The organism is Novosphingobium rhizosphaerae (genome assembly GCF_050920675.1).
In the GTDB taxonomy this organism is placed as follows: Bacteria; Pseudomonadota; Alphaproteobacteria; order Sphingomonadales; family Sphingomonadaceae; genus Novosphingobium; species Novosphingobium rhizosphaerae.
In genome coordinates this window covers 3,026,055-3,049,037 of sequence record NZ_CP137861.1, presented here as the reverse complement: position 1 = coordinate 3,049,037, position 22,983 = coordinate 3,026,055, and the positions used below count along the sequence as shown (strand labels likewise).

General features: G+C 65.5%; 19 protein-coding genes and 1 tRNA gene. 5 read left to right on the top strand and 15 right to left on the bottom strand.

The genetic code is table 11. The features are described 5' to 3' along the window. Nucleotides 1–54: 54 nt before the first annotated feature. The 4 genes from R9J51_RS13925 (at nt 55) to hflX (ending at nt 5,893) form a co-directional block, all read left to right on the top strand. A complete protein-coding gene (locus tag R9J51_RS13925; protein WP_168554988.1) occupies nt 55–2,316 on the top strand; it encodes a sensor histidine kinase in 2,262 nt (753 codons plus the stop codon). Nucleotides 2,317–2,371: 55 nt separating this feature from the next. Continuing rightward, nucleotides 2,372–3,757 (top strand): sigma-54-dependent transcriptional regulator, encoded by a 1,386-nt coding sequence (locus tag R9J51_RS13920; RefSeq protein ID WP_168554987.1) that lies wholly within the window; start codon nt 2,372–2,374, stop codon nt 3,755–3,757. A 199-nt stretch (nt 3,758–3,956) separates the two neighbouring features. Beyond that, entirely contained in the window at nt 3,957–4,559 is a 603-nt protein-coding gene (gene hfq, locus R9J51_RS13915; RefSeq protein WP_168554986.1) for an RNA chaperone Hfq, read from the top strand. Next, a complete protein-coding gene (gene hflX / locus R9J51_RS13910; RefSeq protein ID WP_179506477.1) occupies nt 4,556–5,893 on the top strand; it encodes a GTPase HflX in 1,338 nt (445 codons plus the stop codon). The genes hfq and hflX overlap by 4 nt, the downstream gene beginning before the upstream one ends. Here hflX and mazG read toward each other — a convergent pair. The 10 genes from mazG to R9J51_RS13860 all read right to left on the bottom strand — a co-directional run bounded on the left by mazG (nt 5,855) and on the right by R9J51_RS13860 (nt 15,041). After that, complete coding sequence (gene mazG / locus R9J51_RS13905) at nt 5,855–6,673, bottom strand: nucleoside triphosphate pyrophosphohydrolase (protein WP_179504781.1); 819 nt, start codon at nt 6,671–6,673, stop codon at nt 5,855–5,857. The two genes, hflX and mazG, sit on opposite strands and share 39 nt — an antisense overlap. Nucleotides 6,674–6,779: 106 nt before the next feature. Further along, nucleotides 6,780–6,956, bottom strand: coding sequence for a hypothetical protein (locus tag R9J51_RS13900; RefSeq protein WP_168554984.1), 177 nt, complete (start codon nt 6,954–6,956; stop codon nt 6,780–6,782). A 10-nt stretch (nt 6,957–6,966) separates the two neighbouring features. Further along, nucleotides 6,967–7,734, bottom strand: a complete 768-nt coding sequence (locus tag R9J51_RS13895) for an MBL fold metallo-hydrolase (RefSeq protein WP_179504780.1) — start codon at nt 7,732–7,734, stop codon at nt 6,967–6,969. After that, the gene (locus R9J51_RS13890) at nt 7,731–8,516 is read right to left on the bottom strand and encodes a TatD family hydrolase (protein ID WP_179504779.1); all 786 of its coding nucleotides are present in this window, start codon (nt 8,514–8,516) and stop codon (nt 7,731–7,733) included. Before R9J51_RS13890 ends, R9J51_RS13895 begins: the two co-directional genes overlap by 4 nt. Further along, on the bottom strand, nt 8,516–10,084 hold the full coding sequence (gene metG / locus R9J51_RS13885) for a methionine--tRNA ligase (RefSeq protein ID WP_179504778.1): 1,569 nt from the start codon (nt 10,082–10,084) through the stop codon (nt 8,516–8,518). Before metG ends, R9J51_RS13890 begins: the two co-directional genes overlap by 1 nt. 17 nt (nt 10,085–10,101) lie before the next feature. Beyond that, nucleotides 10,102–11,067: a DNA polymerase III subunit delta' gene (locus R9J51_RS13880; RefSeq protein ID WP_179504777.1), complete on the bottom strand. Its 966-nt coding sequence runs from the start codon at nt 11,065–11,067 to the stop codon at nt 10,102–10,104. Further along, entirely contained in the window at nt 11,067–11,702 is a 636-nt protein-coding gene (gene tmk, locus R9J51_RS13875) for a dTMP kinase (protein ID WP_179506476.1), read from the bottom strand. The genes R9J51_RS13880 and tmk overlap by 1 nt, the downstream gene beginning before the upstream one ends. Before the next feature lie 5 nt (nt 11,703–11,707). Then, on the bottom strand, nt 11,708–12,898 hold the full coding sequence (locus R9J51_RS13870) for a D-alanyl-D-alanine carboxypeptidase family protein (RefSeq protein WP_432787482.1): 1,191 nt from the start codon (nt 12,896–12,898) through the stop codon (nt 11,708–11,710). A 42-nt stretch (nt 12,899–12,940) separates the two neighbouring features. After that, complete coding sequence (locus R9J51_RS13865) at nt 12,941–14,014, bottom strand: SPOR domain-containing protein (protein ID WP_432787481.1); 1,074 nt, start codon at nt 14,012–14,014, stop codon at nt 12,941–12,943. A gap of 10 nt (nt 14,015–14,024) precedes the next feature. Then, nucleotides 14,025–15,041 carry a lytic murein transglycosylase gene (locus tag R9J51_RS13860; protein WP_179504775.1) on the bottom strand — a complete coding sequence of 339 codons (1,017 nt, stop codon included), beginning with the start codon at nt 15,039–15,041 and terminating at the stop codon, nt 14,025–14,027. A gap of 255 nt (nt 15,042–15,296) precedes the next feature. Here R9J51_RS13860 and R9J51_RS13855 point away from each other — a divergent pair. After that, a tRNA-Ser gene (locus R9J51_RS13855) sits at nt 15,297–15,384 on the top strand. Here R9J51_RS13855 and R9J51_RS13850 read toward each other — a convergent pair. From R9J51_RS13850 to R9J51_RS13830, 5 genes are all read right to left on the bottom strand, one after another. Next, complete coding sequence (locus R9J51_RS13850; protein ID WP_432787480.1) at nt 15,385–16,455, bottom strand: Rieske 2Fe-2S domain-containing protein; 1,071 nt, start codon at nt 16,453–16,455, stop codon at nt 15,385–15,387. Between the two features lie 80 nt (nt 16,456–16,535). After that, nucleotides 16,536–17,915, bottom strand: a complete 1,380-nt coding sequence (locus R9J51_RS13845; protein WP_179504774.1) for a nucleobase:cation symporter-2 family protein — start codon at nt 17,913–17,915, stop codon at nt 16,536–16,538. A gap of 24 nt (nt 17,916–17,939) precedes the next feature. After that, the gene (locus R9J51_RS13840) at nt 17,940–19,292 is read right to left on the bottom strand and encodes an 8-oxoguanine deaminase (RefSeq protein ID WP_179504773.1); all 1,353 of its coding nucleotides are present in this window, start codon (nt 19,290–19,292) and stop codon (nt 17,940–17,942) included. Further along, the gene (locus tag R9J51_RS13835) at nt 19,289–20,422 is read right to left on the bottom strand and encodes a purine nucleoside permease (RefSeq protein WP_432787479.1); all 1,134 of its coding nucleotides are present in this window, start codon (nt 20,420–20,422) and stop codon (nt 19,289–19,291) included. Before R9J51_RS13835 ends, R9J51_RS13840 begins: the two co-directional genes overlap by 4 nt. A 56-nt stretch (nt 20,423–20,478) precedes the next feature. Then, nucleotides 20,479–22,974 (bottom strand): TonB-dependent receptor plug domain-containing protein, encoded by a 2,496-nt coding sequence (locus R9J51_RS13830; protein WP_179504772.1) that lies wholly within the window; start codon nt 22,972–22,974, stop codon nt 20,479–20,481. Nucleotides 22,975–22,983: the final 9 nt, after the last annotated feature.

The following is a 22,983-nucleotide window of genomic DNA, read 5'->3' as shown; positions in this document are numbered from 1 at the left end:
GCTGTCACAAAAACACTTGCAATTTTGCAACAGCGGCGTTGTAAAGGCGCCACGATGGTCGCAATTGCAACACGTTCGGGCAAACGCCTGCCGCGCTGGTGGCGCCGGCTGCTGGTCGCCCTGCGGCGTGCCAACGTGTTCCTGCTGTTGGAAATGACCGCCGGAACGGCGCTGATCACGATGCTTGCGGTATCGTGGCAGACGGTCAGTGCCAATGGCGCGGCCAACCAGTTGCTGCCCGCGCGGCTCACTTCGGTCTTGCTGATCGGTTCGCTCGTGCCGGCCATGGCGCTGATCGTGCTGGCCGGACGCCGCCTGGCGCTCGCCCGCGCGGCGCGCAGCGGCCTTGGCACCAGCGGGCGCCTGCACGTGCGCCTCGTCTGGCTGTTCTCGCTGATCGCGGCCATTCCCACCCTGCTGGTGGTGATCTTTGCCTCGCTGCTGTTCCAGTCCGGCGTGGAATTCTGGTTTTCCAACGATTCCCGTGGGATGCTGGAAAATGCCAGCAGCCTGGCGCGCGGCTACTATGCCGACAAGCTGCGCGACGTGGGGCGTGAAAGCGTCGCCATGGCCGGAGACGTGCGTGGTTATTTCGACCAGGCACCGATCACCAGCCAGGATTTCCTCGCCGGCTATTCCTGGCAGGTCTACAGCCGCAAGATGGACGAGAGCGCGATCATCGAACGCGCCCGCGACGGCACCTTGCGCACCGCCGCCATCGTCGATCCCAACGTCAAGGACGATCGCGAGCGCATCACCCCCGACGAGTTGAAGAAGCTCGACGCCGGCGAGCAGGTGGTGGTCAAGGCTTCGGCCGAGCGCATCGAGGCGGTCACCACGATCGATCACCAGCGCGGCATCTACCTTTACGTCGCCCGCAATTCCGACAAGCTGGCCCTCAACCAGTTCGAGCGCGCCAAAAGCGTGCTGAGCGCCTATGACGTGCTCACCCGCAGCGCGCGCGCCATCCAGCTGCGCTTCAACGTGGCACTGTTCATCATCAGCCTCGCGCTGGTGGTGCTGGCGGTGTGGGTTGCGCTGCGCTTTGCCGATCGCCAGGTTGCCCCGTTGATCGAACTGGTCAAGGCCGCGCGCAGCGTGGGCAGCGGCAACTTTGCCATGCGGGTGGCGCCGGGCAAGGACGTGGACGAAGTCGGCATGCTGACCCGCGCGTTCAACCGCATGACCGCGCAGCTCGAAGGGCAGACCCAAGCCCTGGTCAACGCCAATGCCCAGCTCGACGTGCGCCGCGTGTTTATCGAAACGGTGCTGGAATCGATCACCGCGGGCATCGTTTCGGTCGGCCCGGACGGCACGATCCAGCTGATGAATTCCTCGGCGCAAAAGCTGCTGCTCGAAGATCCCGGCGTTTCGGCCGACGGCCGCCCCCTGGCCGAAATCGCGCCGCAGATCGCGCAACTGGTGGCGAACGGCGAAAGCAGTGGCATCGTGCAATATGCGCGCCAGGGGGACTTGCTCACCCTGGCGGTCAAGGCGCGGGCCGATCGCCACGGCCACGTGATCACCTTCGAGGATATCACCCGCCAGTTGATCACCCAGCGCCGCGCGGCCTGGTCAGACGTGGCCCGCCGCATCGCGCACGAAATCAAGAACCCGCTCACTCCGATCCAGTTGGCCACCGAGCGCCTGAAGCGTCGCTATCGCCGCCAGATCCTGACCGATCCCGAACTGTTCGAGGAATTGACCGCGACGATCATCCGCCAGGTGGGTGACTTGCGCAAGATGGTGGACGAGTTCTCCTCCTTCGCGCGCCTGCCCAAGCCGGTGTTCCGCAGCGAGGACGCCAGCGACCTTGTGCGCCAGGCCCTGTTCCTGCAGGAAGTGGCCCATGCCGACGTGACGTTCACGTTCTCCAGCGAGGCCGCTTCCGTCCCGTTCCAGTGCGACCGGCACCAGTTCGGCCAGGTCATGACCAACGTGCTCAAGAACGCGGTCGAGGCGATTGAGCAACAGCGTGCCAAAGCCGCTGATCTCGATTATCGCGGTCGTATCGCGGTGCTGCTCGATGACGATGCCACATCGGTCACGGTCACCGTGATCGACAATGGCGTGGGCCTGCCGGTGGAGCGGGAACGCATCCTCGAACCCTATGTCACCACCCGTGAAAAGGGCACGGGCCTTGGCCTCGCAATCGTCAACAAGATTGTCGAGGAACATGGCGGCGACATGGCCTTTGCCGCCGAACCGGCGGGCGGCACGCGCGTCACCATGCGCTTCGCCCGCGATCCCGTGGCCCAGGCCACAATCCCTGCAACGGCGCCACCGGGCGAAACGGTGACCGCCACGCAACACTGATCCCCTGCCAGACCACAGGATTCCACCAGACTTTTCCACAGGACCAATACTTCCCATGGCTCTCGATATCCTCATCGTCGACGATGAACGTGACATCCGCGAACTGGTTGCGGGGGTGCTCAGCGACGAAGGCTATGGCTGCCGATTGGCCGCCGACAGCACCTCTGCGCTCGCTGCGGTTGACGAACGGCGGCCCAGCCTGGTGCTGCTCGACGTGTGGCTGCACGGCAGCCCGATGGACGGGCTGGAAGTGCTGGACGAGATCAAGAAGCGCGAGCCGGAACTGCCGGTGATCATCTTCTCGGGCCACGGCAACATCGATACCGCCGTTTCGGCAATCAGCCGGGGCGCCATGGATTTCCTGGAAAAGCCGTTCGAGGCAGAGCGTCTGTTGCTGCTGGTCGAGCGCGCGACCGAAACCGAGCGCCTGCGCCGCGAAAACCAGCGCCTGCGCCAGGGCTTCGTCGCTTCGGAGGAATTCACCGGCAATTCCGCCGCGATCAACCAGGTGCGCGCCACGCTGAAGCGCGTGGCCAATACCGGCAGCCGCCTGCTGATCACCGGGCCGGCCGGATCGGGCAAGGAAGTGGCCGCGCGCCTGCTGCACAGTTGGAGCCCGCGCGCACAGAACGCGTTCATCACGGTCAATTCCGCCCGCATCACGCCCGAACGCTTTGAACAGGAACTGTTCGGCGAGGAAGCCGATGGCAAGCTGGTGCGCGCCGGCCTGCTGGAAATGGCCGATGGCGGCACCCTGTTTCTCGACGAAGTGGCCGACATGCCGCCGTCGAGCCAGGCCCGCATCCTGCGCGTGCTGACCGAGCAGGCCTTTGTGCGCGTGGGTGGGCATCGCCAGATCCGCGTGGACGTGCGCGTCGTTTCGTCCTCGTCCCGCCCGCTGGAAAAGGAAATTGCCGAGCGGCGTTTCCGCGAAGACCTGTTCTACCGCCTCAATGTCGTTCCCGTGACGATCCCGCCACTGACCGAGCGGCGCGACGATATTCCCGCGCTGGTCGACCATTTCTTCACCCGCTATGCCAGCGAGCAGGGCGTTTCCCCGCCGGGCATCACGCCAGAGGCGATGGCCGCGCTGCAAAGCTATGATTGGCCCGGCAACGTGCGCCAGCTGCGCAACGTGGTGGAACGCACGATCATCCTCACCCCGCGCGAGCGCCTGGCCCGGATCGAGGCCGACATGCTGCCTGCCGAAATCGTTTCGACCCGCCTGGGCAACGAAACCGGCACGTCTGCGCTGATGGGCGTGCCGCTGCGCGAGGCGCGCGAGAATTTCGAGCGCGAGTACCTCAAGGTGCAGATCCGCCGCTTTTCCGGCAACATTTCCAAGACCGCCAGCTTCATCGGGATGGAACGCTCGGCCCTGCATCGCAAGCTCAAGCTCTTGGGCATGGCGGAGCGGCGCGACGACGAGGACGAAGACTGAATTTCGGTTCTGTCGCTCGCGGCTTTTACGCATAAGCGAAGGTTTGCGACAAAAACCCGGTTTACGCGGACGCGAAGCGGCCATAAGACAAGGATCGAACCCGGCTTGTGGCCATTGTGGTGTCATCTTGCACCGCAATGATCATGGGCCAGATCGCGCAGCCTCAAGAAGGCCCGCCAATATAACGGAGTCACGCGAAATGACCGGAAAGACACTCTCCGCACGTCCCCGCGCCAAGGCAGAAGCCGCCCCGGCCGAGACCACGGCCAGCGCGCCTGCATCGGCGCCTGCTGCATCGGCCCCCGCTTCTTCGGGTGGCGCGGTGAAGGGCCAGAACCTTCAGGACGTGTTCCTCAACCACCTGCGCAAGAACAAGATTCCCGTCACCATGTTCCTGGTGAAGGGCGTCAAGCTGCAGGGTATCGTCACCTGGTTCGACAACTTCTCGATCCTGCTGCGCCGCGATGGCCAGTCGCAGCTGGTCTACAAGCACGCGATCTCCACGATCATGCCGGGCCAGCAACTGTCGGTCGCGCACTTCCAGAGCGGCGGGGACGACAACGGCAAGAAGCGCCTCCTGCAGGAAGTGTTCCTGTCCAGCGTGCGCGATGCCGGCGTCCAGGTCACGATGTTCCTGGTCAACGGCGTGATGCTGCAGGGCAAGGTTGCCGCCTATGATCTTTTTTGCATGTTGCTGGAACGCGAAGGCTATGTGCAGCTTGCATACAAGCACGCCGTCTCGACGATCCAGCCTGCCGGCCACGTCGATCTGACGGGTGACTGGGAAGGCGAAGCGAACTGAGCACGTTTGAATTTGGTCGCAACGCGGGTGACATCGAAGGCGAAGTCAGCCGCGGTGCGCGCGCCATTGTCGTTCTGCCCGATATTCGCCAGCGCGGCGGCTTGGGCGAAGACGCCGAAGCGCGCCTGGAAGAAGGGCAGGGCCTGGCCCGCGCCATCGGTATCGACGTGGTCGATGCCTTTATCGTGCCGATCCGCGCCGTGCGCCCCGGAACGCTGTTCGGGGAAGGGCAGGTGGAACGCCTGGCCGTCAGTATCGCGCAGAACGAGGCCGAGCTGGTCATCGTCGATGGCTCGCTGTCGGCAATCCAGCAGCGCAACCTGGAAGACAAGCTCAAGCGCAAGGTGATCGACCGCACCGGGCTGATCCTCGAAATCTTCGGGGAACGCGCCGCCACGGCCGAAGGGCGCCTGCAGGTGGAGCTTGCCCACCTCGATTACCAGGCCGGCCGTCTGGTGCGTTCGTGGACTCACCTTGAGCGGCAACGCGGCGGCTTCGGCTTCCTGGGTGGTCCCGGCGAAACCCAGATCGAGGCGGACCGGCGGATGATCCGCAACCGTATGGGCCGCCTGCGCCGCGAACTTGAGCAAGTGCGCCGCACGCGCGGATTGCACCGCGAGCGGCGCCAACGCGCGCCTTGGCCGGTGATTGCCCTGGTTGGCTATACCAATGCCGGCAAATCCACGTTGTTCAATCGGTTGACCGGGGCAACGGTGATGGCGGAAGACCTGCTCTTCGCCACGCTTGATCCCACGATGCGGGCGATCCGCTTGCCGAGCGTGGAAAAGGCCATCTTGTCCGACACCGTCGGCTTCATTTCCGATCTGCCGACCCAGCTTGTCGCCGCGTTTCGCGCAACGCTGGAAGAAGTGACCGCCGCTGACGTGATCGTGCACGTGCGCGATATCGCCAATCCGGCGGCCGCGCAGCAGAAAGCCGAAGTGGAAGAAATCCTGGCCGATCTGGGCGTTATCGGGGAAGGGGGCAGCAATATCCCCATCGTCGAGGCATGGAACAAGTGGGATCTGCTATCGACCGAGGACCGCGAGACGCGCGAGGCGATCATTGCCCATGCCGTGCCCGAACAGCCCGTCGTGCCGATTTCGGCGGTGACCGGGGAAGGCGTCGATGCGCTGCTCGACGTCTTGAGCGAACTGCTCACCGGTGGCGCGCAAGTGCTGGAACTGACCGTGCCGGTGGCCGATGGCCAGCGCCTGGCCTGGCTTCACGCCCATGGCGAAGTGCTGAGCGAGGAAGCGAACGAGGACCAATCGGCGCTGCGCCTGACGGTGCGGCTAAGCCTGGCTGATATCGGCCGTTTCACCACGCTCTGAGGCTTTAACCGCCTGCCACAAGGCTTCCTGGCGGTCGAGGTCGAGTGTCGCGAACTGGCCGCCGGCCAGGGCTTCCATAGCGCGAAAGCGCCGCTCGAACTTGGCATTGGCGCGGGCCAGCGCGTCCTCGGGTGCGATGCCGTTGGCGCGCACCGCGTTGACGGCGGCAAACAGCAGGTCACCGGCTTCCTCCAACTTGTGCGCCTCGCTCTGTGCGGCGGCCAGTTCATCCAGTTCCTCGATGACTTTGGCTGCCGGGCCTGCCAGATCAGGCCAATCGAAACCGACACGGGCGGCGCGCTTCTGCAGCTTTTCCGCGCGCATCAGTGCCGGCAGCGCCAGGGCCACGCCGTCCATCGCGCTCTGCTCGCCCTTGGCGGCGCGCTCGGCCGCCTTGCGATTTTCCCAGCGCTCCTCGCGCGATTGGCCTTCATCGTCTTCACCGCCAAAAATGTGGGGATGGCGCGCTTCCATCTTGTCGGCGATGGCCGCCGCTACGTCATCAAAGCGGAAAAGGCCGGCCTCCTGCGCCATGCGGCTGTGGAACACCACCTGCAACAGCAGATCGCCCAGTTCCTCGCGCAACGCCGCCATGTCGCCACGCGCGATGGCGTCGGCCACTTCATAGGCTTCTTCGATCGTGTACGGCGCGATCGTCGCGAAATCCTGAGCGAGATCCCACTCGCAGCCTTGCTGCGGATCGCGCAGGCGGGCCATGATTGCCAGCAGGCGATCGAGCGCGGGAGAACCATTGGTGACCGGTTGGGAGAGCGTCGTCATGGGTGCAAATCCTACTGCGAAGGGCGGCCGATGTCACCCATGCGCAGCGGGTTATCTATGATGGATAAGATGTATTATGTAAAATGAAGGACAGCCATCACGCGGATCAACGCTGGGTGACCCAGTCATAAGCCAAGGCCGTCAGCACGATGATCACGATCCAGATCAAGGCCATCTGCGCCCTGGCGCCCCATGCCACACGGCGAAAGGCGCCGTGGCGAGACACGAGGACCAAAGCCATGGCCAAGCCGATCAACGCAACGATGCGATCTGGCGTGATCATGGCATGGCGCTCACAGGGTGATCTCCAATCCGTCATAGCCAGGCTGGACGTGATCGGGCGTTTCTGCGCACAGCGCGCGATAGTCCATTGACTTGTCGAGATGCGTCAGCACCGCCTGGCTGGCACGGCATGCTTCCACCAGTTCCAACGCCATGGCCAGATGCGCATGCGTGGGATGTGGCTGGCGCCGCAGGGCATCGACCACAAGCACGTCAACCCGATAGAACAGGTTGATCATCTCGGCATTTATTTCTGAAAAATCCGTGGCATAACCAATGGATTTGCCATTCTGGTCGAACCGGAAAGCAGTCGATTGCGCAGGTCCATGGTCCATCTGGCAATGGCTGATGCCGATGCCCGCCACCATCCGCACGCGATCGAGGTTATCGAGATTGCAGATCGTGTGATAGCCGTGCTGCCCGGCAAAGACATAGCCAAAGCGCTGCCGCAGCCGCCGCACGGTTTCATCGGCGGCATAGCCCGGGATCGGCGCGCCGCGGCCCATGCGCAGCGGACGCAGATCATCGATGCCGTGCGTGTGATCGGCGTGATCGTGCGTCCACACCACGCCGTCGATACGGTCGATCTCGGTGGCCAGTAACTGATGCCGCAAGTCGGTTGGCGTATCGACGAGGATGCGCGAACCGTCCGCACCCTCTACCACGATGGCCACGCGCGTGCGGCGGTTGCGCGGTTCGCCGGGGTCGCAATCGCCCCAGTCGTTGCCGATGCGCGGCACGCCGGTTGACGTGCCCGAACCCAGCATCACCAGCTTCATGCCGCCGGCCTTTCCGCCTTCACAAACAGCTTGAAGAAGTTATCGGTGGTCTGCGCGCCGAGTTGTTCCAGCGAAACGCCACGCAGGCCGGCCACGAAGGCCGCGGTATCGGCCACGAACGCCGGTTCGCATTTCTTGCCCCGATGCGGAATCGGCGCCAGGAACGGTGCATCGGTTTCCACCAGCAGCCGATCGTCGGGTATGGTCGCAACGAAGGCCTGCAAGTCCTTGGCGTTCTTAAACGTGACGATGCCAGAAATCGAGATGGTCAGGCCCAGATCCAGCACCGCCCGGCCAAATTCGGCCGTGGCGGTGAAACAGTGGATCAGCGCGGGGAAGGCCCCCTTCCCCATCTCCTCGGTCAGGATGCGCAACGTGTCATCTTCCGCATCGCGCGTGTGGATGATCAGCGGCAACCCGGTGTCGCGGGCCACGCCGATATGCACGCGGAACAGATCCTGCTGAACCTGGCGGTCGGAATGATCGTAATAATAGTCGAGCCCGGTTTCGCCGATACCGATCACCCGCGGATCGTGGGTCGCCGCCGCCAGCACGGCCGCGCCGAGATCGGCATGGCCATCTGCTTCGTGTGGATGGATGCCGACGCTCGCCCAGACATCCGCCTCGCGATGGGCGACGGCCACGACCGCCTCCCATTCGCGTTGCCGGGTGGAGATGTTGAGGAACCCGCGCACGCCGCGCGTGCGCGCTGCCTCCAGCGCCTCGGCCTGCCGGTCGACCAGCCCTTCGTAAATCAGATGGCAGTGGGAATCGATCAGCATCAGGCGCTTGCGCCTTCCTCGGCCGGCAGCTCCAGGCGCGGGAATGCGCCCACGGGCTGCGCCAGCGCTTCGCCGGTCGCCACGCGCTCCATGTACCACCCGGCATGGCCGAGGGCGCCAAAGCCGCGCTGTTCGGCCGGAATGCCGAGCTGGTCCAGCACCTTGCCGGCAGCAGTCGGCACCACCGGGGCAATGGCAATGGTCAGGTCGCGAATGGCCATGAACAAGGTAAGCAGCACGGCGCGCATTCGTTCCGGATCGGTCTTGCGCAGCGTCCAGGGCGCCTGCTCGTCGATATAGGCGTTGCAGGCAAAGACCGCGCGCATCCAGGCCTCGATCCCGGCCGAGAAGTTGAGCGCGGCAAACTCGCGCGGCAAATCCTCGGCGGCCGCACCATGTACGGTGGCCAACAGCGTGTCATCGGCCTCGGTGCTCGAAAACGTGTCGAGCTTGCCATCCATGTTCTTGAAGATCATGGAAAGCACGCGCTGCACCAGGTTGCCATAACTGTTGGCCAGCTCGGCATTGCAGCGCGTCACGATCGCATCGGGCGACCACGAGCCATCCTGCCCGAACGCCACTTCGCGCATGAAGAAATAGCGCACCGCGTCCACGCCAAACGTCTCCGCCAGCGCGATGGGATCGGTCACGTTGCCCAGCGACTTGGATTCCTTCTGCCCGCGATTGAGCAGGAAGCCATGGCCGAACACCTGGTGCGGCACCGGCAGGTTGGCGCTCATCAGGAAGGCGGGCCAGTAGATCGTGTGGAACCGCACGATGTCCTTGCCGATCAGGTGCAGATTTGCCGGCCAATACTTTGCAAAGGCATCAGTTTCTTCCGGCCAGCCCAGGCCAGTGAGATAGTTGGTCAGCGCATCGACCCACACGTACATGACATGGTTGTCGCTGCCCGGAACCTTCACGCCCCAGTCAAAGCTGGTGCGCGAGACCGAAAGATCGCGCAGCCCCTGCGACACGAACGCGATCATCTCGTTGCGGCGCGCCTCGGGCCGGATGAAATCGGGGTTTTCGGTATAGAGCGCGAGCAGCTTGTCCTGGTACTTGGATAGCCGGAAGAACCAGCTTTCCTCCACGGTCCATTCCACTGGCGTGCCCTGGGGCGAAAGCTTGGCTCCCCCTTCCCCTTCGACCAGCTCGCTCTCGTCGTAATAGGCCTCGTCCCGCACCGAGTACCAGCCTTCGTAGCGATCGAGATAGAGATCGCCGTTGGCTTCCATCCGCTTCCAGATTTCCTGGCTCGCGGTGTGGTGGCGCGGTTCGGTGGTGCGCAGGAATACGTCATAGTTGACGTTAAGCGCGTGCGCCATATCGATGAAATGCTGCGACATCTGGTCGCTCAGCTGCGCCGGCGTCAAATCCAGGTCGCGCGCCTTTTGCGCCATCTTCAGGCCATGTTCGTCGGTTCCGGTCTGCAGGCGCACGTCGCGGCCCATCGCCTTGTGGAACCGGGCGATCACGTCTGCGGCGATCGCTTCATAGGCATGGCCGATGTGCGGCTTGCCGTTGGGATAGGAAATGGCGGTGGTGATGTAATAAGGTTCGCCCATGGCGACAGTCGCTTCCTTCAGCGGGATGTTGCCCCCGCTCTAGTGCGAGCAGCGCGCGCCAGCAACCCGCCGATTTCCATAACCAGCAGCGCGGGCTCGAAGTTGTGCGTCGGCACTTCGCGCGCCAGCTCCACCAGATGCTGGTGCGCGGCAATGATCCTGAGGCGATTGTCTGCGCCTGCTTCCACCACCGCCTCGCCCAGCACGGTCCGCGCCGCCTCGATCGTTGCCAGCAGCCGCTCGCGATCCGGCCTTGCCCCCAGTGCCGCGCCCAGTTCGCCGCGCAGCGCCAGATCGGGATCGCCCTCGCGCAGGATACGGCGCAGCAGCGCGAGCGGGCGGCCCAGATCGTGCGCGGCAAACATCAATGCCGCCCCCGGCGAGCCATGCGCGACGGCAATCGCCGCACTGCGTGTCTCCGCGTCCAGTTCCGGCGCGGCCAATGAAACGGCTTCGTTCAATTCCTCGGGATCGAGCGGCCGGAACCGCAAGACCTGGCAGCGCGAGCGCACCGTGGGCAGCAGGCGGCCGAGCTGATGGACCACCAGCAGGAAGAACGTACCCTGGGGTGGTTCTTCCAAACCCTTGAGCAGGGCGTTGACTGCGCCTTTCTCCAGGTGGTCGGCCGCGTCCACGATCACCGCTCTGCGCGCGCCGAGCGTCGGCCGCGTGTGCAGGCGATGGAGCATCGTGCGGATCTGGTCGACATTGATGTTGCGCTTGCGCGCATAAGGGCGGCCTTCGTCGCGCTTCTTGGCCTCGTCATCGTTGGCGGGCAGCGGCTCCAGCAGCAGGATATCGGGATGCTGATGCGCGGGTGGTTGGCTCACGCCCGGCTCTGCCACCAGTTCGGCCGCTGCTTCCAGCGCGAAGCTGGCCTTGCCCAGCCCTTCGCGCCCGGCCAGCAGCCAGCCATGGTGCATGCGCTGCCCGGCCATCGCCGCGCGCCAGGTTTCCCACGGATGCTCGTGCCCGATCAGCATCACGCCGCCATCCACGGTGCCAGCACCGCCAGAATGCGCGTGGCGACCTGGTCGGGCGTGCCGAGTGCGGAAATGCGGGCAAAGCGCGCCGGTTCTGCCTGGGCAAAGCGATCGAACGCCTCGGCCACGCGGGCATGATAGGCCGCCTCGCGCCCGCCGATGCGGTCGGACACGCCCTGATCGCGCAGGGCACAGCGCGCGGCGGCTTCTTGCGCCGGCAGTTCGAGCAGGATGGTGCAATCGGGCAACAGGCCTTGGCTGCCGATCGCATGCAGGGCCATGACCTCCGCATCGGAAAGCCCGTTGCCGCCGCCCTGATAGGCGCGGCTGCTGTCGATGAAGCGGTCGCAGATCACCCATGCGCCGCGTTCCAGCGCCGGGCGGATCAACCGCTCGACATGGTCGGCCCGCGCCGCGGCGAACAGCAATGCTTCGGCCCTTGGCCCCCAATCCGCGCCCTGGGTGCTGAGCAGCAGGCCGCGGATCGCCTCCGCACCCGGCGTGCCGCCAGGCTCACGGGTAAGCAAGACCTCGATGCCATGGGCCGTCAGCGCAGCGGCCAGCAGGCGCGCCTGGGTGGACTTGCCCGCCCCTTCCCCACCTTCGAAGACGATGAAGCGGCCGGTGGAAGACATCGCGTTCACCGGCCCACCATTGCGGTGAACCCGTCGCGCAGACGGTCGAGCATGCCGCCCGCCGGCACCGCCTCGGCCGCGACCAGCGGCAGCCGCGCTTCGGGCTGGCCCGGAGCACGGACGATCAGCAGAGCCACGTCCTGCCCCTTGGCGATCGGCGCACGCAATGGCCCCTTGTAGCGGATCGACAGCGTGGGTCGCACTTTCTGCCCATGCGGCACCAGCATGGCGAGCGGACGCGCCGCCACCAGGCCAACACTCGCGACGGTGCCACCCTGCACCCGCGCGCTGCCCAGATGCGCACCGGGTGCGAACAGCGGCGTCTCGTCGAACGCGGCAAAGCCCCATTCGAGCAACGCGGCACCATCGCGCGCGCGGTCCTGCGGACGGTCATAGCCGCCAACCACCATCATCAACCGGCGGCCGCCGCGCTGGGCAGAGCCGACAAGGCCATAGCCGGCCTCGTTGGTGAAGCCCGTCTTTACACCATCGGCGCCCGGCACCGCGCCATAGAGCGGGTTGTGGTTGCGCTGCTTGATGCCGTTCCAGATCATGGTTTCATGGCCATAGAAGCGCCGGTAGAAATCCGGGTGGCGGGTGATCAGCGCGGTGCTGAGCGTGGCCAGGTCGGCCGCCGAAACATACGTGCGGCCCTCGTCCATCCAGCCATTGGGTGTGTTGTAGTGCGTGTCGCGCATGCCCAGCGCGCGGGCCTGTGCATTCATCAGCGCGGTAAAGCCCGGCACGCTGCCCGAAACACCCTCGGCCAGGACAACGCAGGCATCGTTGGCCGAAACCGTCACGATCCCTTCGAGCAGGTCGGCCACGCGCGTTTGGCTGTTGTTTTCCAAAAACATCGTGCTGCCCACGCGGTGCCACTGGCGAAACGTTTCGGGCCGCATGGGAAAGCTGGCGTCAAGCTTGAGCTTGCCCTGCTTTACCAGTTCGAACGCGACATAGCTGGTCATGATCTTGGTGAGCGAGGCGGGCACAAAGCGGCGGTGCGATTGCCGCTCGAACAGCACGCGCCCGGAATTGACGTCGATCAGCAGCGCGATCGGCGCCACCACTTCAGGCGGACGCGCCGGATCGGCCGAAACCTCCACATGGGGAGACCGGATCGCCTGGGCGGGCACGGCCGCGAACGCCGCAGCGACAGCGGCGGCGGCAACAGCAACGGAAAACAGACGGCGCAAGCAAAACCCCGAGTTTACGAATGGGCCAGAAAGCCAGGCAGCCTATGGCGCGCGCTGGATCTGCGCATCCGCATAGCCCGCCCGCTTCGCCTTGCCCAGTGCCGCCTTGGCCTGGTCTTGCGAAGCCGCACCGATACGGACCCGGAAGAACTTGCCGGCGGGCAAGACAGTGCCGCCCACTTCACGCGCGGCCTTTTCCGCATTGGCACGGGTAGAAAAGGCGCCGACCTGAACGGCATAGCCCCCACCCGTGCTGGCGGCGGCGGGCTTGGCTTCCGGTTTCGGCGCCGGCTTGGGCTCGGGCTTTGCCGCCGGAGCGGGTTTGGCGACGGCTGGCTTGGGCGGAACCGGCGCTGAAGCAGCCGGCTTTGGCGGCGCAGCCACCTTGGGCGGGCTTGCCACCGGGCTCGGCAATGGCGGCCGGGGTGCCGGCATCGGCGTGGTGTTGCGGGTCGTAACCGGACGGGCCTGTGGCGCGCTGGCCGGGCTCCCCGGCCGCGGCGCCGTGGGCACGGGCGGTTGCGCTGTCGGCGCCGTGCCTGCCAAAGCGGCGGCCAGCACTTCCGGCCGCGGGTCTGCCGGTGGCAGGATGCCCAGCTTGCGCTTGAGCGCGGTGAGCAGGCCTGGCGGCGTATCCATGCGCTGCGGGGCATGCTGCCCGTTGCGGAGCAGCGCACGCTCCACTTCGGGTGGGTTCACCCGCCGCACGCGCACGGGCGCATGCGCGCCGGTGAGGCCAAGCTGCGCGAGGGCGCCGGGCGACAAGGCCACCAGTCCATCGCCCTGCATCGGCCCGCGCCGTTCCAGACGCACCAGGATCGTGCGCCCGCTGTCGAGCGCGGTCACTTCCACATAACAGGGCAAAGGCAGCGTGCGGTGCGATCCGCTGATCCCACCCTCGCCCGCGCTATCGGGCACGGCATAGCCGACGGCATCGTAATTGAGCGTGTCGGCGGGCGTATAGGTCACGCCGTCCACGGCGAAAGGCGCGCCCAGCACCATCGGATAATCCGCCGCCGGTCCAGAGAGCGGCTGGGCCGCAGCAGTGTGAACCAGGCCGCCAAAAGCCAGCAACGGCGTGGCACAGGCAGCGGCGATCAGGGCGGTCCTAAACAAGGCCGGGCGGCTAGCGGCTGATTTCATCGGCGAGCAATCCCACGGAAAGGGCGTAGAAGTTCGAGCAGTTGTAATCGAGGATGACCCGATAATTTCCGGTTAGCAAATAGGCAGTCCGCCCTGGCCCGTCCGGCTCGAAAAACGTCGCCAGTGTATCATCGCCGGCAGGCCAATAGCCTGCTTGTGGCACGATGCCCAATGCACGCCACTCGCGCACGGTCCGCCAGCGGCTGTGGCGGGCAAAGACCTGCGGGCAACGCGGGCTGGCCAACGTGGTGCCCAGGCTCGTGCGATCGAGCCCGGCCGGCGCCGTCACCGCAAATCCCCAGGGCTCGCCCGGCCGCCACCCGGCATCGCGGAAATAGTTGGCGATCGAGGCCAATGTATCGGCCCGGCTGGACCAGATATCGGCCAGCCCATCGCCATCGGCATCCTGCGCCACGCGCAGATAGACACTGGGCAGGAACTGCGGATTGCCAAAGGCGCCGGCCCAGCTGCCCACCAGTTTCTGCCGGGGCACGCCGCGATCGATCATCTTGAGCACGGCGATGAATTCATCGGCAAACAGATCGCGCCGACGCCCTTCATAGGCCAGCGAGGCCAGCGAGCGCGGCAGATCGAAATCGCCGGTATAGCTGCCGAAATTGCTTTCATGGCCCCAGATCGCCAGGATCACCGGCCCGGGCACGCCGTAACGGCGGGTGATGGCGGCAATCTGCTGGCCCGATTCGGCATAGATGCGCTGCCCCTTGGCAATGCGCCCGGCATCGACATGGCGGCGGCGATAGGGCTCGAACGAGGGGATTCCGCCGGTGGACGGTCCGCCGCCGGGCTGGCTGCGATCGAACGCAATCACGCGTGGGTTGAACGTGAGCCCCGGCAGGACGCTGCCGATGGTCTGTTCACGCACGCCGGCCCCGCGCGCCTTGGCCGCCAGCAGTTGCAGATACCCCTGGAAGCCGGCTTCCTCGCTGTCTTGCGCCACGGCTGGGCCACCCAATGCCGCCAGCACCAGGGCCGCACCCATGGCCAGGCGCCGCCAGGCCTTGCGGCCGGCCGCGCGCCACGGTGCGGCACGAGAAAGGTTAACGCTTGAAACGAAAGGGATCGATTGGGCCATCATTGCAGGCTGTCTTGCATGCCTTGCCCGACAATGGAACACCCGCGCGCCGGGGTGATGCCCCAAGGCCGCCGAAAATCGGCCCGCCGGCGCATTTTGCGTGGATGGCCCGTGCAAAACCTCTTTGCGCATCGCGTGACAACCGCTATCGGCGGCGCGCCAGGAAGGGTGGCAGAGTGGTCGATTGCAGCGGTCTTGAAAACCGCCGATGTGCAAGCATCCGTGGGTTCGAATCCCACCCCTTCCGCCATTACCCCCCGCTCAGCCCCATGTCGCGCAGCGCGCGGCGGTAGAACATCGAGCTCATGTCGGCCGCCAGGTGCGCTTCGGCGGTAGGTTCGAGCGGGAGGCGCGCGGGCCATTGCGCTTCGACCATGGCCTTGTCTTCCTCGAACACCTGGCGGTTGAAATCATAGACGCCTTGCACCGGTTGGTCGGTGTCGAAATTGCGTGCGATCGGCACGAACAGACGCGTCTGCGTGGCCGACATCGGCGAGGCGGCATTCAGGATCACGAGGCGGTCGCTGCCGGGGAAATGCACTTCCAGCGTGGCAGTGAACGGCGCGTGGCAGCGGAAATGGCGCAGCCAGCGGAAGCCGGCAGGCGCCTTGTCCACCCCCTTGGGATAGTTGGCGACGTTGCTCCAATATTCTGCCTCGAACCCCTGGAGCGTGCGCCGGGGGCGATAGTCCGGCACCTGGGCATTGTCGGGATCGGCAAAGCTTTCGGTGTGGATGAAGGCGAAATGGGCAACGTCGAGGAAGCCTTCCATCTGCCGCCCGGCAGAGCCATGAATGTCGATCCATGGGCAGACGATCTGCTGGAAGCCAGGCTCGTCCCAATGCGGCACGGCGATGATCGCGTCTGGGCCGGGCTCCCCCGCCGCGGGATCGAGGCATGTCCACACCAGGCCAAAGCGTTCAACCGCAGGATAGGTGGCCAGGTGGAATTGCGCCGGGATCGAACGCTGCGGCTGGGCAGGAATGTGGACGCAGCGGCCAGCGGCGCCGAACGTCAGCCCGTGATACGGACATTCCACGCCCTGCCCGTTGGCACGCCCCATGCTCAACGGCACGCCGCGATGCGGACAACGATCGGGCGCGATGACGATGCCACCTTGCGCGCGATAGAGCACGAGCGGCTGGTCCAGCAGCTTGGCCTTGAGCGGCGCCTCGCCCACTTCGCGCGCCAGGGCGACGGGGTACCAGTGCTGCGCTAGGATCGCCCAGTCCTTTGGTGCGAAAGTGCAGCCGTGTGGCAGGGCCGGTTCATCTGGCGCGATCAGGGCGGTGGCCATGGGCGATACCTCGTTGAATTCCATGCGATGCAGCCATGATGCTGTCGAGCGCGCGTTCGATCAAACGCATTGATTCTGACGCAGCGTTGCAAAAATCCGCGCAGTCAGATCTCTTTTGGCAGCACCAGATTGAGCACCACCGAAATTACCGCCACCGGCAACACACCCGAAGACAGCAGGATGCGCGCGGTTTCGGGCAAATGGCCCAGCGCCTCCGGCTCCAGCTGAAGTCCGAGCGAAACGGACAGCGCGGTGCCGGCCACCAGCATGTTGCGCTGGTTCCAGGATACGCCCGAGAGCATGGCGAGCGCCGAGGATGCGACCATGCCGAACATCACGATCACCCCGCCGCCCAGCACTTCGATCGGGACGGTGGTGATCACCGCGCCGATCTTGGGCAAGAGGCCGCAGACGATCAGGAACACGGCGCCCAGCGTGACGACGAAGCGGCTCATCAGGCCCGACATGGCGATCAGGCCCACGTTCTGGCTGAAGGTGGTGTTGGGCATGGCGCCGAACAGGGCGGAGAGCGCGGTGCCCACGCCATCGGCAGCCACCGCGCCCATCACTTCGCGGTCCGTCGCCCGGCGCCCCGCCCCGTTTTCGCAGATCGCCTCGACATCGCCGATCGATTCGATCGAGGAGACGAAGCCGATCAGGCAGAAGCCGAGGATCGCCGAGGGAGAGAGTTCCCATCCGAAGGCGAGGAAGCGCGGCAGCATGGCCCAGTGCGCCTGGGCCACCGGCGCGAAATCCACCCGCCCCATGATCAGGGCCACGCCATAGCCGGCGAGCAGGCCGAGCAGCACCGCCGCAGTGGACAGCACGCCCTTGCCAAAGAACTTGAGGCCCAGAGTCACGAAGACCACCACCCCGGCCAGGAACCAGCTGGCCGGCGCGCCATAGGCCGGCTGCCCGCGCAAAGTGACGCCGCCAGCGGCATATTCCACGCCGACGCGCACCAGCGACAGGCCGATCATCAACACGACAAGGCCGGTGACCAGCGGCGGCAGGGCAAAGCGAATCGGGCCGACCAGGCGGCTGAGCCCGGCATGAAGCAGCCCGGCCAGGAACGCCGCCGTGGTCAGCGCGGCCATGCCTTCCACGCCCTTGCCGGCAACGATCGGGATCATCACCGAAATGAACGCGAAACTGGTGCCCTGCACCAGCGGCAGGCGCGCGCCGATCGGCCCCAGGCCCACGGTCTGCAACAGCGTGGCCACGCCAGCAAACAGCATGGCGGCCTGGATCATGTAGATCAGTGCCGACGGATCGGCCGAACCAAAGCCGAAGCCGGCCGCCCCCGCCACGATGATCGGCGGGGTGATGTTGGAAACGAACATGGCCAGCACATGCTGCACGCCCAGCGCCACCGCCATCGGCAGCGGCGGCACATAGGCAGGATCGCGGCGCTGCTCGGGCGTGAGACCGTCGCCGGTGGCGGCATCGGCCGGTGCCGCTTCGGGTAATGCTGCTGATGCCATCGCTGCTGCCTTCGCTTCCTGTGCCTATGCCATCAACCGAGCGAGCGCGGCCTGCGCGCCGGCCGCCACGCTTTGGCGCGAAACCCGCGCCAGTTCTCCATCACGCACGACCGCGCGGCCTTCGACGAACACGTCGCGCGGCCCCGGTGGTGGCGCGAGGACCAGCGCAGCGAGTTTGTCCCAACTGCCGCTCGATGCGATCTCGTCCACCGGCCAGATCGCCAGGTCGGCGCGCTTGCCCGCGGCCAGTTGCCCGCAATCATGCCGGCCCAGGATCTGGGCGCCGCCACGCGTCGCCATGCGCAAGGCTTCGCGCGCGGAAAGCGCCCCTGCCCCGCCGTTCACGCGCTGGAGCAGCATGGCCTGGCGCGCTTCGGCCAAGAGGTTGCCGCTGTCGCTGGAAGCGGAGCCATCGACGCCGAGGCCAAGCGGCACCCCTGCATCCAGCATGGCGCGCACCGGTGCGATGCCCGAGCCAAGGCGGCAGTTGGAGCACGGGCAATGGGCCACGCCCGTGCGGGTGCGGGCAAACAGGGCGATTTCGGCCGCATCGAGCTGCACGCAGTGGGCGTGCCACACGTCTGGCCCGGTCCAGCCCAGGCTTTCGGCATAGTCCCCCGGCCGGCAGCCGAATTTCTCCAAGCTGTAGCGCACGTCGTCAGCGTCTTCGGCCAGGTGGGTGTGCATCATCACACCCTTGTCGCGCGCCAGGATCGCGGCATCGCGCATCAGTTCGCGGCTGACCGAAAACGGCGAGCATGGCGCCACGCCCACGCGGACCATCGCGCCATCGGCGGGATCATGGAACGCATCGATCACGCGCACCATGTCGTCCAGGATCGCCGGTTCGGGTTCCACAAGGCTGTCTGGCGGAAGGCCGCCCAGGCTTTCGCCCACGCTCATCGCCCCGCGCGTGGGGTGGAAGCGGATGCCGACGCCTTGCGCGGCGGCAATGGTGTCTTCCAGGCGCACACCATTGGGAAAGAGATAGAGGTGGTCCGAAGACAGCGTGCAGCCCGACAGCGCCAGTTCGGCCAGCCCCAGTTGCGTCGCTGCAAACACGTCGTCGGGGGTATAGCGCGCCCAGATCGGATACAGCGTCTTGAGCCAACCGAACAGCGAGGCGTCCTGGCAACCCGGCACCGCGCGGGTGAGTGACTGATAGAGGTGGTGGTGGGTGTTGACGAGGCCGGGCGTAACCACGCAGCCCCGCGCATCGATGATTTCGATGCCATCGAGCAGCGGGGCCAGATCGGCCGTGCTACCCACTGCCACGATCGCGCCATCGCGCCACACCACGCCGCCATCGGCGATTTCCGTTGCCGCATCATCCATCGTGGCCACGATATCGGCATGGATGACGGCCAGACTGCTCATTGCGGCGGCGCCTTGGCATAGCGCGGCCAATCGGCCAGCAGCGTGTCGACGACCTTGGAGCCCACCGTGTAAAGCGCTTCGAGCGAGGCGCGCATGCCCGAATAGTTCTGGTTTTCCTTGAGCAGGTATTCCGCCGGCGCTTCACCGGGTGGCGGCATCGTGAAATTGGATGCCCCACGCAGCACCATCACCCGGTTGCGATCGGCCCGGCCGATGCGCGCGAGATAGTCGATCGATTGGAACGTGCCGGTTTCCTCCATCGCGGAGGTGACGAACACACCCTTGCCCGCCGTCCAGAAGTCTACCCAATCGTGCGCCCAGTCGGTCATCTTGGCGCCGTGCCAGAACGTCATGGCCGCCAGGTTGTCGCCGGTCATGACCTTGGGTGGCGATTGCGCGGGCGCCATGCCGGCATAAGGCGCGCGGGCCGATGCCAGTTCGGCGCTGTCGGCCAGCTTGATGTCCTTGGTCAGGCCATAGGCCCAATCCGCCAGCTTGGGATTAAGCGCAAACATCTCGCCCTCGTCCGCCTGCTGCGGACGCTTGTCACCAGGACCATTGGAGTGCAGCGCAAAGTAGCCGCTTTTCCAGTCGGCGGGAATTTCGCGGGCGTCGATCTCGTGCGCCAGGTCGCCATCGACGAGGTAATGCGCCCAGACGGCGGAACCGATGGTGGCCTGGTGTGGATCGACCCCGGCGATACCCGCCACCAGCCAATAGGCGTGGGAAAGATCGAACCGCTGGTCGAGCCCGAGGGCCAGCGTGGCGGTCGCCGAGCGGATCGAGCCCATGCCGGTTACCATGCCCAGGATCTGGCTCTGCGGGTTGTAATAGAGATCGTGGTGCGATTGTGGAAACGGAATACGCACGTCGAGCTTGCGCCGCTCGCGCCAGAACTGGAATTCGCCCGGCGCGTCGCCGGTGTCCTGGCCAACCTCGAACATGGTCACGATCACGACCTTGACCGGAAACTTGGCAGCGCAAGGCCCACCGGGTGCGCAGCGCAGTGCGGCCGAGACAGCGGGGGGCACCGAAGGCGTCGGCGCAGCTTGAGCCATGGTGCCGGTAACCCCTGCCAACAAAGCCAAGGCGGTGGCGGCGCGGCGCAGGCCCTTCATATCAAACATCATCTTTATCCGATAACAGGTTGGCAGGGCGGCAGAACACCGCCGCCCTGCCCGAGGGATCAGAACTTGTACTGAATGGTCGCCTGGAAGCTGCGCGGCTGTTGCGGCAGCGCGATGTCGGCCCCGAACAGATCCTGGCCACCCGCGCGGAAATAGCGCGCGTTGTTGAGGTTCTTGACCACGGCGCGGAACAGCCACGGCCCCGTGGTGAACGAAGCGCCGGCATTGACCAGCCAATAGGCCGGCAGGCGCACCTTCTGGCTATAGCCCGAGAACACCGAGTCCACATGGCTGACGTCGGCATTGACCGCGAGGCCATTGTCGAACGCATAAGTGCCGGTGGCCGAAACCACGTTGTGCGGAATGCCGGGGCGGCGGGCCTCGGAATTGGTGCTGGGGAACAGGTAGCCGATCTGGCTGCCGCCCAGATAGAGCGAGGCATCCTTGACGTTCACCAGATCACCGATGCCGAAGTAGTTGAAATAGCCGCCGCTGGAGAGCGCCGAGATATTGACCACGTCGATATAGGTGTAGTTGGCGGTGACCAGCGCGTGGCGATCGATCGACCAGCGCACTTCGGCTTCGACGCCCTTGGTGCGGATCGACTGGTTGGTCAGCGGGCTGTCGGAAACGACGTCGGTGCGCTCCTGCTTGTAGACCGAGACCGCCGCATAGAGCCGCTTGTCGAGGAATTCGCCCTTTACCCCGGCTTCATAGAGGCGCGAAGCCGAGAGGAACGTACCCGAAGCGATTGCTGCCGGCTGGATTTCAGCCCCTTCCCCGGCCACCACGGTCGATTGGCGCGAGGCGGTGAAATAGGGGATCAGGCCGATCGGCGTGCGATAGGAGATGCTCCCGTTCCACGACAGGCCGCTGTCGTTGCCCTTCGCCTTGGGCACCAATAGGGGCAGAGAGGTTGGATCATACTTGGTTTCGATCGCCGTCGATTCTGCATGCACGTGGTCCCAGCGCAGGCCGCCGATCAGGTCCAGTCCGAAATCGAAATCGACATCGACGAGGCCGGCGAGGCCGACATCGAGATAGTGGCCCTTCAGGTAATCCGAATAATCGCAATCGCAATCGGTCGAAAGCTGGCGCGTGGACGCGGCGGTATAGCCGGTGGTGATATCGGGCCGGTTCCACAGCTCCACACCAAAGTCGTCGGCAAACTTGAACTTGGTATAGCGCAGCGAGGGTGCCGCCTGGACCGAGATCTTGGCGCCCGAGGTGGTGAAGCTGTCGCTGATCACCACCTTGTCTTCCAGCACGTAGGAATCGATCATCTGCGAGAAGCCGTAATAGTTCTCGTTGAGATTCTTGGTGCCGTCGTAGAAGACCTGGTTCTTGATCTCGAGCTTGCCCGGCCCGGTCCAGATCAGGTCGAAATAGAACGTCTTCTGGTCGTTGTTGAGCTTGTCGTTGGGGCCGGTCAGCGTGTCACGCTTGCTCAGCTTGGTGGTGCCGGGGTTGACCAGCGCCAGATCGGGATAGTTCGCCTTGAGGCAGGCGTCGGTCCAGCCCGAAGCGCCGATGCCGCCGCCGCAGCCGAAAGAACCGAAGATGGTCAAGCCCTTGCCACCATTGGCGGCGTAGGCTTCCGAGCGCGAAATCTGGCCATCGCCATTGGTATCGACCGAGGTGCTGGCATTGCCGGTGATGTAAGTGCCGTTATCGACCAGATCCTGCGTCAGGCGGTTCCAGCCGCCATTCTGCTGGCCGCGGAACTTCTGGTACATGCCGCCGAATTCGGTGCGCAGGTTGCTGGTGATGTCGGTGTCGAACGCCGCCGAAAGCACCAGGTTGCGCGGGTGGATATTGCGGTAATAGCTGCCCGAATCCTCGTTTTCGGCATAGAGGCTGTAGCCGAACTGGTGGTCGCCGATCTTGCCGGGGCCGGTCACGCTGCCCTTGAGCACGCTGCGCGCCCAGCTGCCCGTGTCATAGCTGAGGAAGCCGTGCGCCTCGGGCGCATAGGTGCCATTGGCGGCGCGCGCCGTCTTGGGCAAGAAGTTCATGTAGCCGCCGGTCTTGGACGGACCATAGATCGGCGAGGCAGGGCCGCGCACGATGTCGATGCGGTCGGCCGCGGCGATCGGGGTGGGATAGTTGCCGGGGTTTTCCAGGCGCAGCATGCCGCGGAAATAGACTTCGCCGGGGGTGCCGCGAATGTCGAGCGCGCCGCCGGTGCCGAAGAACGAGCTGGTGAACGTGCCGGGCACCTGGCTGACGAGATCGTAGATCTGGGTGATGCCAAAGCGTTCAAGCTGTTCGGAACTGACCGACGAAGCCGCGCGCGGCGTTTCGGCCAGGGTCTTGTCGAACCCGAAGACCGAGCCGACGTCCTTCAGCGGCAGCGCGCCGAGCGAACCCGACACGACGATTTCGGGCTTGTCGCCATCGGCTTCGGGCGCCGGAGCGGCCTGGTCGGCCAGGGCCGGACGGGCCATGGCGGTGCCCGCCAACAGGGCCAGGGCCACCAGGGCGCGGCGCCCTGCTCGCGTGGATGTGGCGCGCGTGGGTGTGGGTTGGTGCGGCCGTGCTTGCATCTTGCTCATTTTCAATAA

Bases quoted from the DNA above. Each gene is read 5' to 3' on its own strand.
- R9J51_RS13890 (WP_179504779.1), bottom strand. From the start codon at position 8,516: ATGCTGATCGATTCCCACTGCCATCTGATTTACGAAGGGCTGGTCGAC.
- R9J51_RS13840 (WP_179504773.1), bottom strand. From the start codon at position 19,292: ATGAGCAGTCTGGCCGTCATCCATGCCGATATCGTGGCCACGATGGAT.
- R9J51_RS13900 (WP_168554984.1), bottom strand. From the start codon at position 6,956: ATGATCACGCCAGATCGCATCGTTGCGTTGATCGGCTTGGCCATGGCT.
- R9J51_RS13920 (WP_168554987.1), top strand. From the start codon at position 2,372: ATGGCTCTCGATATCCTCATCGTCGACGATGAACGTGACATCCGCGAA.
- tmk (WP_179506476.1), bottom strand. From the start codon at position 11,702: ATGTCTTCCACCGGCCGCTTCATCGTCTTCGAAGGTGGGGAAGGGGCG.
- hfq (WP_168554986.1), top strand. From the start codon at position 3,957: ATGACCGGAAAGACACTCTCCGCACGTCCCCGCGCCAAGGCAGAAGCC.
- R9J51_RS13860 (WP_179504775.1), bottom strand. From the start codon at position 15,041: ATGGGTGCGGCCCTGGTGCTGGCGGCATTGGGTGGCCCAGCCGTGGCG.
- R9J51_RS13845 (WP_179504774.1), bottom strand. From the start codon at position 17,915: ATGGCATCAGCAGCATTACCCGAAGCGGCACCGGCCGATGCCGCCACC.
- mazG (WP_179504781.1), bottom strand. From the start codon at position 6,673: ATGACGACGCTCTCCCAACCGGTCACCAATGGTTCTCCCGCGCTCGAT.
- R9J51_RS13880 (WP_179504777.1), bottom strand. From the start codon at position 11,067: ATGCTGATCGGGCACGAGCATCCGTGGGAAACCTGGCGCGCGGCGATG.
- R9J51_RS13895 (WP_179504780.1), bottom strand. From the start codon at position 7,734: ATGAAGCTGGTGATGCTGGGTTCGGGCACGTCAACCGGCGTGCCGCGC.
- R9J51_RS13850 (WP_432787480.1), bottom strand. From the start codon at position 16,455: ATGGAATTCAACGAGGTATCGCCCATGGCCACCGCCCTGATCGCGCCA.
- metG (WP_179504778.1), bottom strand. From the start codon at position 10,084: ATGGGCGAACCTTATTACATCACCACCGCCATTTCCTATCCCAACGGC.
- R9J51_RS13925 (WP_168554988.1), top strand. From the start codon at position 55: ATGGTCGCAATTGCAACACGTTCGGGCAAACGCCTGCCGCGCTGGTGG.
- R9J51_RS13830 (WP_179504772.1), bottom strand. From the start codon at position 22,974: ATGAGCAAGATGCAAGCACGGCCGCACCAACCCACACCCACGCGCGCC.
- R9J51_RS13835 (WP_432787479.1), bottom strand. From the start codon at position 20,422: ATGATGTTTGATATGAAGGGCCTGCGCCGCGCCGCCACCGCCTTGGCT.